Annotated in this window: 15 protein-coding genes; 12 read left to right on the top strand and 3 right to left on the bottom strand. The window is 29.6% G+C overall.

What is annotated here, in order from left to right; translation table 11 throughout:
• The first annotated feature begins 3 nt into the window (after positions 1-3).
• The 9 genes from L8W40_RS00155 (at position 4) to L8W40_RS00115 (ending at position 8,279) form a co-directional block, all read left to right on the top strand.
• Positions 4-621 (top strand): TlpA family protein disulfide reductase, encoded by a 618-nt coding sequence (locus L8W40_RS00155; RefSeq protein ID WP_263664370.1) that lies wholly within the window; start codon positions 4-6, stop codon positions 619-621.
• Positions 605-898, top strand: a complete 294-nt coding sequence (locus L8W40_RS00150; protein WP_220566880.1) for an ATP-dependent Clp protease adaptor ClpS — start codon at positions 605-607, stop codon at positions 896-898. The genes L8W40_RS00155 and L8W40_RS00150 overlap by 17 nt, the downstream gene beginning before the upstream one ends.
• Positions 895-3,024 (top strand): AAA family ATPase, encoded by a 2,130-nt coding sequence (locus tag L8W40_RS00145; protein ID WP_133318694.1) that lies wholly within the window; start codon positions 895-897, stop codon positions 3,022-3,024. Before L8W40_RS00150 ends, L8W40_RS00145 begins: the two co-directional genes overlap by 4 nt.
• A complete protein-coding gene (aat, locus tag L8W40_RS00140; RefSeq protein ID WP_263664369.1) occupies positions 2,999-3,640 on the top strand; it encodes a leucyl/phenylalanyl-tRNA--protein transferase in 642 nt (213 codons plus the stop codon). Before L8W40_RS00145 ends, aat begins: the two co-directional genes overlap by 26 nt.
• Before the next feature lie 92 nt (positions 3,641-3,732).
• Entirely contained in the window at positions 3,733-4,164 is a 432-nt protein-coding gene (flgB, locus tag L8W40_RS00135) for a flagellar basal body rod protein FlgB (protein ID WP_263664368.1), read from the top strand.
• Between the two features lie 10 nt (positions 4,165-4,174).
• Complete coding sequence (gene flgC / locus L8W40_RS00130) at positions 4,175-4,669, top strand: flagellar basal body rod protein FlgC (RefSeq protein ID WP_263664367.1); 495 nt, start codon at positions 4,175-4,177, stop codon at positions 4,667-4,669.
• Between the two features lie 3 nt (positions 4,670-4,672).
• Positions 4,673-4,969, top strand: a complete 297-nt coding sequence (fliE, locus tag L8W40_RS00125) for a flagellar hook-basal body complex protein FliE (protein WP_133318690.1) — start codon at positions 4,673-4,675, stop codon at positions 4,967-4,969.
• Between the two features lie 3 nt (positions 4,970-4,972).
• Positions 4,973-6,781, top strand: coding sequence for a peptidoglycan D,D-transpeptidase FtsI family protein (locus L8W40_RS00120; protein WP_263660141.1), 1,809 nt, complete (start codon positions 4,973-4,975; stop codon positions 6,779-6,781).
• A 166-nt stretch (positions 6,782-6,947) separates the two neighbouring features.
• Positions 6,948-8,279 (top strand): BspA family leucine-rich repeat surface protein, encoded by a 1,332-nt coding sequence (locus L8W40_RS00115; RefSeq protein WP_263664366.1) that lies wholly within the window; start codon positions 6,948-6,950, stop codon positions 8,277-8,279.
• Positions 8,280-8,287: 8 nt separating this feature from the next.
• Here L8W40_RS00115 and hemH read toward each other — a convergent pair whose 3' ends face one another.
• Genes hemH through L8W40_RS00100 form a run of 3 tightly spaced genes read right to left on the bottom strand, consistent with a single transcriptional unit; the run spans position 8,288 to position 11,126 of the window.
• Complete coding sequence (hemH, locus tag L8W40_RS00110) at positions 8,288-9,193, bottom strand: ferrochelatase (protein WP_263664365.1); 906 nt, start codon at positions 9,191-9,193, stop codon at positions 8,288-8,290.
• 2 nt (positions 9,194-9,195) lie between these two features.
• A complete protein-coding gene (locus L8W40_RS00105) occupies positions 9,196-10,053 on the bottom strand; it encodes a Gfo/Idh/MocA family protein (RefSeq protein WP_263664364.1) in 858 nt (285 codons plus the stop codon).
• Positions 10,050-11,126, bottom strand: a complete 1,077-nt coding sequence (locus tag L8W40_RS00100) for a DegT/DnrJ/EryC1/StrS family aminotransferase (RefSeq protein ID WP_263664475.1) — start codon at positions 11,124-11,126, stop codon at positions 10,050-10,052. The genes L8W40_RS00105 and L8W40_RS00100 overlap by 4 nt, the downstream gene beginning before the upstream one ends.
• Positions 11,127-11,234: 108 nt before the next feature.
• Here L8W40_RS00100 and alaS point away from each other — a divergent pair, with 108 nt between their 5' ends.
• From alaS to L8W40_RS00085, 3 genes are read left to right on the top strand one after another with little or no spacing between them, the layout of a single operon-like run.
• On the top strand, positions 11,235-13,772 hold the full coding sequence (gene alaS / locus L8W40_RS00095) for an alanine--tRNA ligase (RefSeq protein WP_263664363.1): 2,538 nt from the start codon (positions 11,235-11,237) through the stop codon (positions 13,770-13,772).
• Positions 13,772-14,314 carry a septum formation inhibitor Maf gene (maf, locus tag L8W40_RS00090; RefSeq protein ID WP_263664362.1) on the top strand — a complete coding sequence of 181 codons (543 nt, stop codon included), beginning with the start codon at positions 13,772-13,774 and terminating at the stop codon, positions 14,312-14,314. The genes alaS and maf overlap by 1 nt, the downstream gene beginning before the upstream one ends.
• Positions 14,314-16,245, top strand: coding sequence for a PBP1A family penicillin-binding protein (locus L8W40_RS00085; RefSeq protein ID WP_263664474.1), 1,932 nt, complete (start codon positions 14,314-14,316; stop codon positions 16,243-16,245). Before maf ends, L8W40_RS00085 begins: the two co-directional genes overlap by 1 nt.
• Positions 16,246-16,312 lie beyond the last annotated feature (67 nt).

Raw genomic sequence — 16,312 nt, 5'->3', positions numbered from 1 at the left:
TTGATGAAAAAATTTACTTATTTGTTTTTTACATTTGCTTTTGCATTTTTAATAAGTGCTTGCTCAAGTGAAGAAAAAATCGAAAATGAATTTGCATTTGCTGAGTATAAAATGGGTGATGAAATTCTTTTAAAAAGTGTCAATGGTGGTGAGAAAACCCTAGTAAGAACACAAAATGGTTTTGTAGTAAAAGGTGAAGAGAGTAAAATTTTGATGTTTGATTTTTTTGGAACCTTTTGCACACCTTGTCAAGAAGAAGCCACTCATCTAACAAGTTTGTGGCAAAAAAATGCTGACAGTTTTATCATCATAGGACTAAGTCATTTTGAAAATGTTAGCGATCAAGCTGTAAAAGATTTTGCCATTAAATATGGGGCGTATTATTTCTTAAGCAATTCTAAAGAAAATGATAGAATTGTTGCACAAGCATTAAAAGATATCAACTATCAAAGCATGGAACAACTTCCTTTTAAAGTAGTTTTAAAAGATGGAAATTATCAAGATCTAACAGATTTTTGGAATAAAGACTCAAAAAGTTATGTGAAATATTATCTTGGAAAAGTTTCTACTGAGATTATGCAAGAAGATATTACTAGGATATTAAATGAGTCTAAAAAATGAAATTTTAGAACAACAAAAACTAGCAGAACCTAAAATGTTTAAGGTTTTGCTTTTAAATGATGATATTACCACCATGGATTTTGTAATTGAAATTTTAATGAATATTTTTCATCATGATTTTGAAAAAGCAAGTGCAATTATGCTTGAAATCCATCATCAAGGAAGCGGAGTTTGTGGCATATACACAGAAGAAATTGCACTTAGCAAAAAACAGCAAGTTGACATGGCAGCGAAAAATAATGATTTTCCACTCCAAACAAGGATAGAAGAACAATGAAATATAAAGAATTGATTGACTCATTTATACCAAATGCAAGACATTTAAGCTTTATCAATCATCATGAATTTATCACTTGTGAGCATTTACTTTTTGCTTTAGTTAAGCTTAGCAATGATTTTAAAAATCTACTTGAAGAAATCGGAGATGGTGATTTACAAGGCTTTGAAAATGAATTAAAAAATTATCTAGCTAAAAATAATGAAATTTTAAAAAAAGAAATAGAACCTATTTTTTCTGTGATCTTGGAAAATATATTACACAAGCTAAATGCAAAAAATCAAACAAGTGTGATTGATTTTATCATTGCACTTTGCAAAGAAGAAAAAGCTTATTCTTATAATATCTTAAAAAAACACCTAATAGAAGAAGAAAAAATAAAAGAATTGTTACAAAATGCTGAATTTGAAAATTTAAAAACCCATACCATAGAGCTAGTTGAGCTTGCAAAAAAAGGCAAAATAGATCCTGTTATAGGTAGGAAATTTGAACTTGAAAGAATGATGCAAATTCTAAGCCGTCGTAAGAAAAATAATCCTATTTTAGTTGGTGAACCAGGTGTTGGTAAAAGTGCCATTATAGATGGGTTAGCGCTAGCTATAGCTGAAGAAAAAGTGCCAAAACATTTAAAAAACTCAAAAATTTATAGCCTTGATATGACAAGCTTGCTTTCGGGGACAAAATATAGGGGTGATTTTGAAAAAAGGTTAAAAGATATCATTAAAGAATTAGAAAATATCCCTAATGCTATTTTATTTATAGATGAAATTCACACCATAGTAGGAACCGGTGCAAGCAATGAAAGTCATGCAGATATGTCAAATTTATTAAAACCTGCATTAAGTAATGGCAACATCAAATGCATAGGTGCAACTACTTTCATAGAATACAAAAATACCTTTGATAAAAACAAAGCTCTAAGTAGAAGATTTGCAAAAATTGATATAGATGAGCCAAGTGAAGAAGAGTGTTTTTTGATCTTGCAAGGCTTAAAAAGCAAATATGAAAATTTTCACAAAATCAAAATCAGTGATGAAATTTTACAAACAAGTATAAAACTAGCAAAACAATTTTTACATGATAAATTTTTACCCGATAGTGCAATTGATTTAATCGATGAACTTGGCGCAAGCTTTGCTTTAGAAGATAAAAAAAGTAAAAAAATAGTAAAAATAAAAGATTTAGAAAATACTTTAGCAAGAATGACACATTCTCATAAAATTTATGAAAGTGATCAAGGTAAAATCTTAAAAAATTTAGAGCAAAACTTAAAACAAAATATTTTTGGACAAGATGAAGCCATTAAAGCTTTGTGTTCTATTTTAAAACAAAGCTATGCGGGGTTAAAAGGCAAAAATACCCCAAAAGGCGTGTTTTTATTTACCGGATCAAGTGGAGTTGGTAAAACCGAACTTGCAAAAAATTTGGCACAAATTTTAAACCTTAATCTTGAAAGATTTGACATGAGTGAATACTCACAAAAACATGATGTGAGCAAACTCATAGGAACTTCAGCAGGTTATGTGGGTTATGAAGATGGTGGCTTGCTTAGTAATAGTATTAGAAAAAATCCTTTTAGCGTGGTCTTATTTGATGAGATAGAAAAAGCTCATCCTGATTTAACTAATACCTTTTTACAAATTTTTGATAATGCAAGTTTAACAGATAATAGTGGGTTAAAAGCTGATTTTAAAAATACTATTATCATTATGACTTCAAATTTAGGTCTCAAAGAAAGTAATGAGCTTGGTTTTTTAAGCAGTGATAAAGAAAAAAGTAATAAAGCCATAAAAGATTTCTTCGCACCTGAATTTATCAACCGTATAGATAAAATCATTCATTTTAATGACTTAAGTCAAGAAATTTTAGAACAAATCGTTCAAAAAGAACTAGATTTAATGGCAAAAAATTTAAACAACATCACCATGGAAGCTGATAAAAAAGTAAAAGAATTTCTTGCTAAAAAAACTAATAATAAAGAATTTGGAGTAAGATTATTAAAACGCATTATTGCCGAAGAATTAGGCGAGAGATTAAGTGATGAAATTTTATTTGGAAAATTAAAAAATGGCGGTAAATTAAAACTCAAACTTTCCAAAAATGAAAAAATTGAATTTGTATTCTAAACTTTTAAAAAGCCCTGATGATGCGCCTGTTTTTATTAGTGAAAAACTAGAAGTAGATTTTATACCTCATGCTTATAGCTTAGGGCTTTTTCCATGGACTAGCAATCCTGTTACTTGGTGGTGTCCTTCTCCTAGAATGGTGCTTTTACCTGATGAAGTGCGCATACAAAAAAGCATAAAAAAATCTTTAAAAACTTATGAAATAAGACTTAATTTTGATTTTAACTCGCTTATAAGTCATTGCGCAAAAAGAAAAAAAACTTGGATAAGTCAAGAATTTATACAGGTTTATACAAAGCTTTTTGAGCAAAATTTAGCTCATAGTGTTGAAGTTTATGAAAATGATGTTTTAATCGGCGGTTTATACGGACTTATAATAGGTAAAATATTTTTTGGTGAAAGTATGATAAGTCTTAAAAAAGATGCCTCAAAAGTAGCCCTAATAAGACTTTGTGAGCTTTTAAAACCATATGATTTTTTAATAGATTGTCAAGTGCCTAATGAGCATTTAAAATTTATGGGTGCTAAAGAAATGACAAAAAAAGATTTTTTGAAAACACTAGAAAAAAAAGTTTCACTTGAAAGTGGCTTTAAAAATTTCAAAAATTTACTATAAAAAGATATACTTATACATAAATAAAATTGCATAAATATTTTGGAATGATTTTTGCTTTTAGTCTATAAAAGCTTTATTTTAAAGGAAAAATTATGATAAGCCCTTTTAAGTCAAAAGAACTTATTGTTAATGCTTTAGCAGGAAGAAATCTAAGAAGTCAAATGATTAATTCTAACCTTGCAAATGTTGATACTCCTTTTTATAAAGCAAGAGATATAGAATTTGAAACTGCTTTAGTTGATAGAGCAAATGAAATTTTCAAAAAAAAAGATACTAAAGAGCTTGAATTAGCAAGCACAAATACAAATCATCAAAAACCTTGGAAATTTCCAGATCCTAATAAATCAACTATTTATTTAAGAGATGGACATTTGGCAAGAAATGACGCAAATACAGTAGATCTTGATGTAGAAACTACTGAAATGAGCAAAAATACTATGATGATTTCTGCTTTAGATGGTGTTTTAAGAAGACAAAGTAATATTTTTTCAACCATCATAGAAACAAGCTCTAAATTAGGCTAGGAGAAAAATAATGGCTTATTTAAGTGATTTTGATATTAGTGGATATGGACTTAGTGCTCAACGCTTTAGAATGAATGTAATTAGCTCAAATATAGCTAATGCTAATACTACTAGAACAGCAGAAGGTGGTCCATATAGAAGAAGAGAAGTGATTTTCAAAGCAACTGATTTTAATGAATTGCTAAACAAGCAAATAGCTAAAGATAATAATTTTTTAGAATATGAAAATCCTTTAAACGATCCTGCTTCACAAAAAGATGCAAAACCTGCTATAATGAGCGTAGTAGTTGATAAAGTTGTAAGAGATGATAAAGATTTTCGTATGAAATTTGACCCATCTCATCCAGATGCGAATGAACAAGGTTATGTTGCTTATCCAAATATAAATCCTGTTATTGAAATGGCCGATTTAATAGAAGCAACAAGAGCTTATCAAGCTAATGTAAGTGCCTTTACTAACACCAAAACTATAGCACAAAGTGCGATAGATTTACTAAGAGGTTAATAAATGAACACTATTAATGGTATAAATCAATTTAACAATGTTAATAACAAAAACAATAATAACAACACAAGCAACATAGGAGATGAGTTTTCGAGTTTATTAAAAAATTCCATCAACGATCTTAATAAAACTCAAGAAACCGCCGAAGCTGCTATGGTAGACATTGCAACAGGCGAAGTCAAAGACTTACATCAAGCTGCAATTGCGATTAGCAAAGCTGAATCAAGTATGAAATTTATGCTTGAAGTTAGAAATAAGGCTATAAACGCATATAAAGAAATTTCAAGAACTCAAATTTAATATATGCTTTCAAACACCATTAGAAATAGGGTTTCAAAAGTAGCTTTTGCTTTTTGTATGGCTCTGTTTTTTATGGCCTTATTTTTACTTTCTACTTTTTTTCTAACCTCAAAACGCCATATACCAAATACTCAAAAAGAACAATATTTTTCCGCTCTTAGAGGTAATATCATCACAAGCGATAATTTTACCGTAACTTCTAGTAGGCAAATTTATAGAGCTGAAATTGATCTAAGGAGCTTAAATCCCGATAAAAAGGATTTGTTTTTAACTCTTTTTCAAATTTATAGTGGCGCAAGTGATGAACAAATGCAAGATATAAAAAAAAGAATGCTTGCAAAGAAAAAAAGGAGTTATAATTTTATTTTACTCCAAGATATTAACTCAAAAGACGCAAGTTATTTAAAAGAACTAGCTAAAAAACTTTATACTCAAGGTTTTTTTAAATCCTTCACAAATAATAATGGCAGAGTGGAGACAAGAGGGCTTGATATTATAGAACACAAAGAAGATCGTGTATATATGCCAAAAGATTCACTTACTCCAATCATAGGCTACACAAGAACCTATATGGATGAGCAAAGTGAAATTTTTAAAAATGTCGGCATAAAAGGTTTGGAAAAATACTATAATGAATGTTTAAATCCTTTGCAAAATGCTAAAATTCAAGGTTTAAGAGATATAGGTGGTAATATTATCTTAAATTTGCATTCTTATGAACAACGCAAAATAGATGGTTGTAATTTATACTTAAATATTTCCTTAAAACTTCAAAAAGGTTTAGAAAAAGCTATCGATAAAAGAAATGAAGATCTAAAAGCCAATGAAATTATAGTTGCCATCATGGAAAGCAAAAGCGGAAAAATTCTAGCACTTGCTAGCTCAAGAAGATATGATCCGCAAAATCGCGGAAAAGATCTATCTGTACTCAATGCAAGTGCCATAGAATATGGCTATGAAGCAGGATCTGTTATAAAACCTTTTATATTTACCACTGCATTAATGCTTGATAAAATCAAAGTTGATGAAATCATTGATACTCAAGGTGGACAATACAAACTTGGTCGTTTTACCATACGCGATGATCACAAAAAAAATAAAATGAGCATGGAAGAAGTTATTACTTACTCTTCAAATGTCGGTATGATTAAAATTGCCCAAAGATTAAGTAATCTTGAAATCATCTCAGGACTTAGAATTTTTCGTTTTGGAGAAAAAAGCGGTATTGATCTTCCTTATGAGCAAAAAGGAGAAATACCAAATCCAAAAAGATTAAGAGAAGTTGAAAAATCTGTATTAAGTTATGGTTATGGCTTGAAAACAACTTTTATACAACTTTTAGCTGCTTATAATGTATTTAACAATGATGGAATTTACATCACCCCACAAATTGCAAATAAAATTTATCAAGATGGGCGCTTAATAAAACTTGATGATGAAGTTAAGAAAGAAAAAATTCTTTCAAGCAAAGCTGCCAAAGAAATGCAGCAAATTTTAATTAATGTTATAGAAAAAGGAACCGGTAAAAAAGCACGAACTCAAGGTATCATTATAGGTGGAAAAACGGGTACAGCTAGGATTGCTGAAAGAAAAGGCTATACTTCAAATCGCTATAATGCCTCGTTTTTTGGCTTTGCAAATGATGAGAAAAATACCTACACCATTGGAGTTTTAGTAAGACATCCTACCAAAGCTTATAGTTATTATGCCGCACAAAGTGCTTTACCTATGTTTAAAGATACAGTAAATCTTTTGATTAAAGAAAGTTATTTAAAACCCATAGAAAGCAAAAACAATGACATTAAAAAATAAAATTACAATAATAATCTTTTTTATATTGATTTTTTGTTTCGCTTATTTAAAACATTGGGTTTTATTATTTATAACTTTACTTGTGTTTTTAGTTATATTGTATTTACTCAAACTGCAATCAAAAAAGATAATCCACAAACCAAAAACAAAAGAAACTCTTAAATATTTGATACTATCAGATATTCCGCTTAAAAATATAGATACAAGTTTAATTCAAGATATGAGCTATTTATTTAGTAGTATTAGTGAAGAAAAATTTATAGGTATAGAAACTTGGGATACAAGTAATGTTGACAACATGGAAGGGATGTTTTTAGGATGTAAAAATTTTAATTCCTATATCAACAACTGGGATGTAAGCAAAGTAAAAAACATGGCTAAAATGTTTCAAGGGTGTGAAAATTTTAATCAAGCTCTAGATAAATGGAATACATCTAATCTTGTTAATACACATAAAATGTTTCAAGGGTGTAAAAAATTTAATCAAAATATTAATTCTTGGAATACATCTAATCTAAGAATAACTTCTAAAATGTTTTATAATTGCATAAGTTTTAATCAATCTCTAGATAAATGGAATACACTTAAAATTACAAATTCAAAATCTATGTTTGAAAATTGTAAAAATTTCATGCATTCACTTGATAATTGGGACATAAAAAATATAACTATCAAAGATAATATGTTTAGTGGCTGTTGCAAATCCATATTTTCTTTGGCAAATTTTAAACAATATGAGAAATTATTCAAAGACCACAAAAACAATACAACACAATCTTTTCTTTTTGGTAAAAAAGAATATGCTCATATGTATAATCCAAAAACCAAAAGCGAACTAAAAGCCTTAGTTAATGATTTAAATACAAGCCTTAAAGATATCAATGTAAGCAATATACAAGAAATGGATTGTTTATTTAAAAATAGCAAAAGAAAAGATTTTAGTGGTATAGAAGAATGGGATGTATCAAATGTAACAAGCATGAATGAAATGTTTTATGGATGTAAAAAATTCAATCAAAATCTAAATAATTGGGACACAAAAAGTTTAAAGTCCATTGCTGGGATGTTTTACAATTGCAAAACATTTAACCAGCCACTAGATAAATGGAATACTAGCAAAATCATTAGCATGCACGCGGCTTTTGCTGGTTGTGAAAATTTCAATCAAAATCTAAATAATTGGGACGTAACTAAAGTTATAAATATTAGTTATATGTTTTCAAATTGCTTTAGTTTTAATCAAGCTTTGGATAAATGGAATGTTTCAAATGTATTATGGATGGAATATGCATTTTTTTGTGAATCTATTTTCAAAATTCCTTTTTCAAAAACTCCAAAATTTAATCAAGATTTAAACAATTGGAATATTGATAGTGTTATAAGCACACAAAGTATGTTTAGTGGATGTATAAATTTCAATCAAAAACTATCAAACTGGAATTTAGAAAATATCCCGAGAAAAAAATATATGTTTTTTAATACCGCTATAAAACATTAATATAAAAACTATATTTTTACTTGATTTAAAATAAACTCTATAAACTCATCACTATCATTAGGACATTTAATAAGCTCATAATCGCTTTTTGCTAAGTGCCTATATTCAACTCCAAGCTCAAAAATCGTTTCAGAGCAATCTATACAAAAAGATATAGGATAAATCAAAGCTTTTTGATCTAAACTTTCTAAAATATCACTTGTGTTAGGCTCAAGCCATTTAACTGGACCTAGTTTTGATTGATATGATAAAATGATTTGGTCAAATTTATTTTTAAGTTTTCCTTTTAAAATATCCACATGCTCTTGCACATGTTTTTCATACAAATCACCTTTTTTAATTACTGAAAGCGGTAAAGAATGCGCAGAAAAAATCAAAGTTTTATAATCGTATTCTCTTTTTTTTTCTAAAATATGCTTTATAATCATTTCATTATAAAGTTCATCTTTATAAAAAACATCAATGATTTTTACATTAACTTGGTTTTGGATATTTCTTAGCTCATTTTCCACTACTTCTAAAGAACTAGTTACAGTGGTTTTAGAATGATGAGGATACAGAGGAAATAAAATAATTTCGTCATTTTGCTTAAAATCATATTTTGAAAAAACCTCATTTGCAAAAGGTGGTACATAAAGACTAATAAAATCAAATTTATATTCTCTAGTTTTAGAATTTAATTTATCACATAAACTTTGTGTGATTTGAGTAAGCGGGGATTTCCCACCCATTTTTTCATAGTTTTGTTTCATAGCTTTTAATCTTGATTTTCTTATCATAAAAGCTACAAATTTTCTTAAAAAAACATTTTTTATCCCTAAAATATAAGGATCATTAAACATATTTTTTAAAAAAACTTCACATTCGTCAAGTTTATTCACTCCACCCATATTTAAAAAAAAGACATATTTCACTATCAAACACTTTCTAAAATTTCTTGTACTCTCAAAGCATCTTCAATGCTAGCCAAATTTTCACAAACCCCATTTTGTAAAAACTCAAAAAAAGCCTCATGCTCAGCATATAAAGGAGAATTTTTATATAAATTTGGAATTTTTTGCATATTAATAAAAAGTTCAAAATTTTTAAGATCAAGTTCATAAGTATGTTTTTTACCTAAAAGTGTGATCTTTCTTATAATGCATTGTCCATTCCAACTATCATGGATATTTGCTAAAATATTTTCCAATTTTAAACCTATCATTACCTCATCTTCAAATTTATCATGATGAAAGCTTTTATAAATATTTGCTTTTAAAATTTGTTCTTGACTTAAAAATCTAACTAAGTCAATATCATGCACACTAAGATCACTTAAAACACCCACATCATTTATTCTTTGTGGATAAGGAGAAATTCTTTGTATGTTAATACTTATAATATCATCTTCTAAAAGTTTTTCTTTTAAAGTTAAAATAGCCGGATTAAATCTCTCACAAAAGCCCACCCCTACTCTGACTTTATTTTCTCTAGCTTTTTGCTCTAAAATTAAAATTTCATCTACATTTAATGCCAAAGGTTTTTCTATCAAAATATTTTTTATTTTAGGAAAAACCTTTAAAGCTATATCTAAATGCGTATGAGTAGGCGTAGCAATGATAACACCATCAAGATTTTGTGCTAAAAAATCATCAAAATTTTTATGAAAAAAGTGTTTAAATTTATCTTTACAGAAAGGATCATAAAGATGAATTTCTTTTACTTTTAAATTACGCTCGAGTTCTCTTAAATGATTTTTACCCATTTTACCAAGGCCTATAAGCCCTATTTTCATTTAAAAGCCTCAATCACTCTAATTTGGTGTTCTTCTTTTAAAAACGCACTCATAGGTAAGGATAAAATTTCATCACTTAATAGCTCTGTATTTGGCAAATCACCTTTTTTATGAGCAAGATAATCGAAAGCTTCTTGCAAATGAAGCCCCAAAGGATAATGCACCGCAGTAGGTATACCTTGCTCTTGTAATTTTTGCATGAATTTTTCTCTATTCTTTACACGCACGCTATATTGAGCCCAAGCACTCACAAAATCATCTTTTCTTGGCGGTAAAATACAATTTTTTAAATTTTCATCATAAACTTTTGCTATTACTTCTCTTTTTTTAATCTCTTCATCTAAGTATTTTAATTTCACATTTAAAACAGCCGCTTGGATGGTATCAAGCCTTCCATTAATACCGATGTATTTATGCTTATATCTTTGCACTTGTCCATGATTTAAATAAATTTTTATTTTTTGCGCTAATTCATCATCTTGGGTAAAAATCGCCCCGCCATCTCCATAAGCACCTAAAGGCTTAGACGGAAAAAAGCTTGTGCAAGATATATCAGCTATAACACATGATTTTACACCCTTTTGACTAGCTCCAAAACTTTGTGCGCTATCTTCTATCAAAGCGATGTTTTGACTTTTACAAAGTTCTTTTAAAGCAAACATATCAGGCATAAGCCCAAAAATACTCACAGCAATTACAGCTTTAGTTTTAGGCGTGATAGCACTTTGAACTTTTTCTAAACTAAGATTATAATCTTTAAAATCAATATCTACAAAAACGGGCTTAGCGCCGATTAGAGCAACCATTTCAGCCGTAGCTATAAAGGTAAAACTTGGCACTATTACCTCATCATTTTTACCCACACCCAAAGCCATCAAGGCTAAAAATAATGCACTTGTGCCACTTGAACAGCCTATTGCATGTTTGACACCTACATATTTAGCCAAATTATTTTCAAATTCTTCTAATTTTGCACCACCTATAAAAGAGGTGCTTTGTAAAACTTCACCAATAGCCTCATCGATTTCATTTTTATAAGCATTATATTGAGCATTTAAGTCTATAAAAGGAATTTTCATTATATTAACCTTATAAATTTAAAATCATGATTATAAGATAGTTTTACTTAATTTAAAGTATTTTTGGTATTATTTTAAGCAAAAAACTAGCTAGGAAAATCTATGGATATAAGAAAAGAATATTTAGAATTTTTTAAATCAAAAGGACATGAAATCACTCCTTCAAGCCCTTTGGTACCTGATGATGCAACTTTACTTTTTACTAATGCAGGTATGGTACCTTTTAAAAGCATATTTACCGGAGAAGTACCACGCCCTAATCCTCCGCGTAAAACAAGCTGTCAAACTTGTATAAGAGCCGGTGGAAAACATAATGACTTAGACAATGTAGGCTATACGGCAAGACATCATACTTTCTTTGAAATGCTTGGGAATTTTAGTTTTGGAGATTATTTTAAAGAACAAGCCATTGCTTATGCTTGGGAATTCGTAACTGAAGTTTTAAAATTACCTAAAGAAAGATTATATGTAACCGTTCATGAAAGTGATGATGAAGCATATGAGCTTTGGCAAAAACATATAGAAAAAGAAAGAATTTATAAATTTGGCGATAAAGATAATTTCTGGCAAATGGGCGATACTGGACCATGCGGGCCTTGTAGTGAAATTTTTTATGATCAAGGCGCTGAGCATTTTAATTCTAGTGAAGATTATATGGGTGGAGATGGAGATAGGTTCTTAGAAATTTGGAACCTAGTTTTTATGCAGTATGAAAGAAGTGCTGATGGCACGCTTACTCCATTACCAAAACCAAGTATTGATACAGGCATGGGGCTTGAAAGAGTTAGTGCTATAAAAGAAGGAAAATTTAGTAATTTTGATAGTTCTTTGTTTATGCCTATTATTGAGAGTATTGCAAAACTTTGCGATAAAACTTATACTTATGAAAGCGGAGCTAGTTATAGAGTAATTGCTGATCATATAAGATCAAGTGTATTTTTACTTGCTCAAGGAGTTGGGTTTGATAAAGAAGGCAGGGGCTATGTTTTAAGAAGAATTATGCGTCGTGCCTTAAGACATGGATATTTGTTAGGTCTTAAAAGAGCTTTTATGTATGAGCTTGTAGATGTAGTTTGTGAGTTAATGGGTAGGCATTATACTTACTTAAATGAAAAAAAAGAATTTATTAAAGAACAAATCAAACTAGAAGAAGAAAGATTTTTAAGCACTATTGAAAATGGTATAGAAATTTTTAACGAAGAACTTAAAAAAACTAAAGATATTTTTAGTGGTGAAGTAGCTTTTAAACTTTATGATACTTATGGTTTTCCGCTTGATTTAACCCAAGATATGCTAAGAGAAAAAAATCTTAGTATAGATGAGGCTAAATTTAATGAGCTTATGCAAGAACAAAAAGATAGAGCTAAGGCTTCTTGGAAAGGAAGTGGGGATAAAGCAGTTAGCGGGGACTTTAAAGTTTTATTAGAAAAATTTGGCAAAAATGCTTTTAGTGGCTATGAAAATTATGAAGAAAAAACTAAAATCATGGCTATTTTGGATGAAAATTTTAAAATCACAACCGAAGCTAAGGCAGGAGATATAGCGTGGTTAATGCTTGAAAAAACTCCATTTTATGCAACAAGTGGAGGGCAAAGTGCTGATATAGGCTTTATCAATGAAAATGAGGTTTTAGATACACAAAAATTCTTTGATATTAATCTTAGTCAAGTGAAATTAAAACAAGATCTTAAAACAAACGATGAAGTGTTAGCTTGCATAGATACTAAAAAAAGAGAACAAATCGCAAGACATCATAGTGCGACACATTTATTACACCATGCTTTAAGAGAAATTCTTGGCTCACACATTAGCCAAGCAGGTTCTTTGGTAGAACATAATAAATTAAGATTTGATTTTACTCATCCAAAGGCTCTAAATAAAGAAGAATTAAAGCAAATAGAAGCTTTGGTAAATACTTACATCATGCAAGCAAATGAAGCTAAAATTGAAATTTTAGCTTTAGATGAAGCTAAAAAAAGTGGTGCAATAGCTTTATTTAGTGAAAAATATCAAGAAAAAGTAAGAGTTTTAACCCTAGGAGCTAGCAAAGAGCTTTGCGGTGGTACTCATGTGAAAAATAGCTCTGAAATAGGAAGTTTTTACATCATCAAAGAAAGTGGTGTTAGTGCTGGGGTTAGAAGGATAGAAGCGGTGGTAAGTAAAGCTGCACTTGATTATGTTAGTGAAAATTTAAAAGAGCTAAACCAAGTTAAAGAAGAGTTAAAAACTCATGATATTTTAAGCTATGTAGCAAAATTAAAAAATGAAATAGCTAGTTTAAAAAATGAATTAAAAAATTCAAGCAAAGCAGAATTAAATTCTAAAGAACTAAATGGCATTCAATATTGTGTACAAAAAATAGATAGTGGTGATATAAAAACTATGATAGATGAGTTTAAAAACAAATTTAACAAAGCTGTAATTTTACTTTTACAAGAAAAAGAAGGTAAGATTATCATAGCAGCAGGTGTTAAAGACACTTCGTTAAAAGCTGGTGTTTTGGTAAAAGAAATTGCACAAATGCTTGGTGGAAACGGTGGCGGTAGAGATGATTTTGCAACAGCTGGCGGTAAAGATACAAGTAAAATAGAACAAGCGCTTGATCATGCTAGAAAAATCATAGAAGAAAGTCTTGCTTAATGCTTTATTTAGCTTCAAGTTCGCCTTCACGCGTTGCTTTATTAAAAGAAGCAAATATCACTTTTGAGCAAATTATTATCGATTATGATGAGAGTTTAATAAAAAAAGATAATCCAAGCTCTTATGTGCAAAAAATTGTTTTAGAAAAAGAAAGACAATTTTTTACAAAATATCCTGACTTAAAAAATGTTTTATTTGCTGATAGCATAGTTTGTGCTCAAAATATCATTCTAACTAAAGCTAAAAGCGACAATGAGGCTTTTAATATGCTCAATTTGCAAAGTGGCAAAAGCATTAGCGTTTTAAACGCGATGATTTTAGTTTTAGAAGATAAAAAGATTTTTAATCTTAGCAAGTGTGATTTGATCTTAGATAAATTTGATTTAAAAGATATGCAAGAATACATTGATTCAAAACTTTATCAAGGTAAAGCCGGTGCTGTGATGTGTGAGGGATTTCATAAAAAATACATTAAAAAAATCATAGGCCATCAAAGTACAGCACTAGGGCTTAATATAGAACTTTTGAAAGCATTTTTATGATAAAAATTTTAAAAATATTTCTTTCTTTTTGTATAGTATGTATGGTTGGAGTTTTTATATTTATTGCATATTTGTTTTCTGATTCTGATTTAAATCAATACACCTTTAAAGATTACAAACCGCCTCTTACAACACAAATTTTTGATAAAAATGGAAAATTAGTTGCAAATGTTTTTGAGCAACACCGCTTTTATGCTCCTTATGAAGAACTTCCACCAAGACTTATAGAAGCTTTGGTAGCCATTGAAGATACTAGCTTTTTTGAACATGGTGGGGTTAATATAGATGCAATTTTTAGAGCAGCTATTAAAATCATAAGAAGCGGTGGAAAAACCATGGAAGGAGCTTCCACTCTTACTCAACAATTCATAAAAAATACAGAATTAACTCCTGAGCGTACTTTGAGCAGAAAGCTAAAAGAAGCTTTGCTTGCATATAAGATAGAAAGTACTTTAACTAAAGAGCAAATTTTAGAAAGATATTTAAATTTCATCTTCTTTGGACATGGATATTATGGAGTAAAAACTGCTGCGCTTGGGTATTTTAGAAAAAATTTAGATGAGCTTAGCTTAAAAGAAATTGCCATTTTGGTAGGTATGCCAAAGGCTCCAAGTACTTATGATCCTACTAGACATTTAGATCTTTCTTTAGCTAGAGCAAATAGCGTAGTACAAAGGATGTATAATCTTGGTTGGATTTCTAAAGAAGAGTATGAAAATGCCTTAAAAGAAATTCCAAAAGTATATGATGATACCTTAACACAAAATGCAGCTCCTTATGTAACTCAAGAAGTTTTAAAACAACTAAGCGGGATTAAAGACTTAAAAAGTGGTGGCTACAAAATAGAACTTGCCATTGATCTTGATGTGCAAAATATTGCAAGAGAAGCCTTAAAATTTGGCTATGATGAAATAGTTAAAAGAGATAAAGATGCAAATTTAAGCACACTCAATGGAGCTATGATAGTAGCAAATCATCAAAATGGAGACATTTTAGCCTTAGTTGGCGGGGTAAATTACACAAAAAGTAATTTCAACCGCGCCACTCAAAGCTTAAGACAACCGGGGAGTTCTTTTAAGCCTTTCTTATATCAAATTGCCATTGACATGGGCTATTCTCCTATGAGTAAGGTTGCTGATATTTCAAGAATTTTTGAAAGTACTAAAAAAGATGAGAAAGATTGGAAACCTAAAAATTATGGTGGAAAATTTCTAGGACTCATAAGTTTAAAAGAAGCGCTAACTGGCTCAAGAAACCTAGCTACCATAAATTTAGCTCTTGCCCTAGGACTTGATGTAATCCACGATAAGCTTCAATTTATGGGCTTTGAAAACATACCGGTTGATTTATCTATAGTTTTGGGTAGCTTTGGAATTTCCATTTATGATTATGCTAAACTTTACACGGTATTTGGAAACTATGGTGTGCAAAAAGACTTATTACTCATTAAAAGAGTAATCGATAAAAATGGTAAAATAGTAGTAGAATTTAATTCTGGAGAAAGAAAAATCAGCGAACCTGAACAAGCCTTTTTAGTCAATGATATGATGCAAAATGTTGTAAAAAAAGGCACTGGGCGTAATGCTAGAGTAGAAGGGATTGAAATAGCTGGAAAAACAGGCACTTCAAATAAAAGCATTGATGCGTGGTTTTGTGGCTTAACTCCTGAAATAGAAGCTATCATTTGGTATGGAAATGATGATAATAAGCCTATGAAACAAATAGAAGGTGGGGCAAGAACTGCTGCGCCGGTTTTTAAAGAATTTTTAACAAAATACTTAGAACTTTATCCTGATAGCGCTAGAAAATTTATCATCCCAAAAGGGGTTTATCAAGGAATTTATGAAAAACAAAGAGAGTACTACACCAATACTTCTCCATTTCCAAAAAACAACCCTGCTCTATCTGAAAATAATGAGGTAATTTTTTAAAAATATTTTTTATAAAATAATAAAAATTATCCTTCTATTTTCCTTTATATGTTTTAATATCACAAAA

Source organism: Campylobacter sp. IFREMER_LSEM_CL1846 (assembly GCF_025772105.1).
GTDB classification, from domain to species: Bacteria; Campylobacterota; Campylobacteria; order Campylobacterales; family Campylobacteraceae; genus Campylobacter_D; species Campylobacter_D lari_D.
This window is presented reverse-complemented; position numbering and strand designations above follow the sequence as displayed.

Excerpts from the sequence above, each read along its gene's own strand:
- L8W40_RS00105 (WP_263664364.1), bottom strand. The coding sequence starts at position 10,053 with ATGAAAATAGGGCTTATAGGCCTTGGTAAAATGGGTAAAAATCATTTA.
- fliE (WP_133318690.1), top strand. The coding sequence starts at position 4,673 with ATGAACACTATTAATGGTATAAATCAATTTAACAATGTTAATAACAAA.
- flgC (WP_263664367.1), top strand. The coding sequence starts at position 4,175 with ATGGCTTATTTAAGTGATTTTGATATTAGTGGATATGGACTTAGTGCT.
- alaS (WP_263664363.1), top strand. The coding sequence starts at position 11,235 with ATGGATATAAGAAAAGAATATTTAGAATTTTTTAAATCAAAAGGACAT.
- aat (WP_263664369.1), top strand. The coding sequence starts at position 2,999 with ATGAAAAAATTGAATTTGTATTCTAAACTTTTAAAAAGCCCTGATGAT.
- maf (WP_263664362.1), top strand. The coding sequence starts at position 13,772 with ATGCTTTATTTAGCTTCAAGTTCGCCTTCACGCGTTGCTTTATTAAAA.
- L8W40_RS00150 (WP_220566880.1), top strand. The coding sequence starts at position 605 with ATGAGTCTAAAAAATGAAATTTTAGAACAACAAAAACTAGCAGAACCT.
- flgB (WP_263664368.1), top strand. The coding sequence starts at position 3,733 with ATGATAAGCCCTTTTAAGTCAAAAGAACTTATTGTTAATGCTTTAGCA.
- L8W40_RS00120 (WP_263660141.1), top strand. The coding sequence starts at position 4,973 with ATGCTTTCAAACACCATTAGAAATAGGGTTTCAAAAGTAGCTTTTGCT.
- L8W40_RS00145 (WP_133318694.1), top strand. The coding sequence starts at position 895 with ATGAAATATAAAGAATTGATTGACTCATTTATACCAAATGCAAGACAT.
- L8W40_RS00155 (WP_263664370.1), top strand. The coding sequence starts at position 4 with ATGAAAAAATTTACTTATTTGTTTTTTACATTTGCTTTTGCATTTTTA.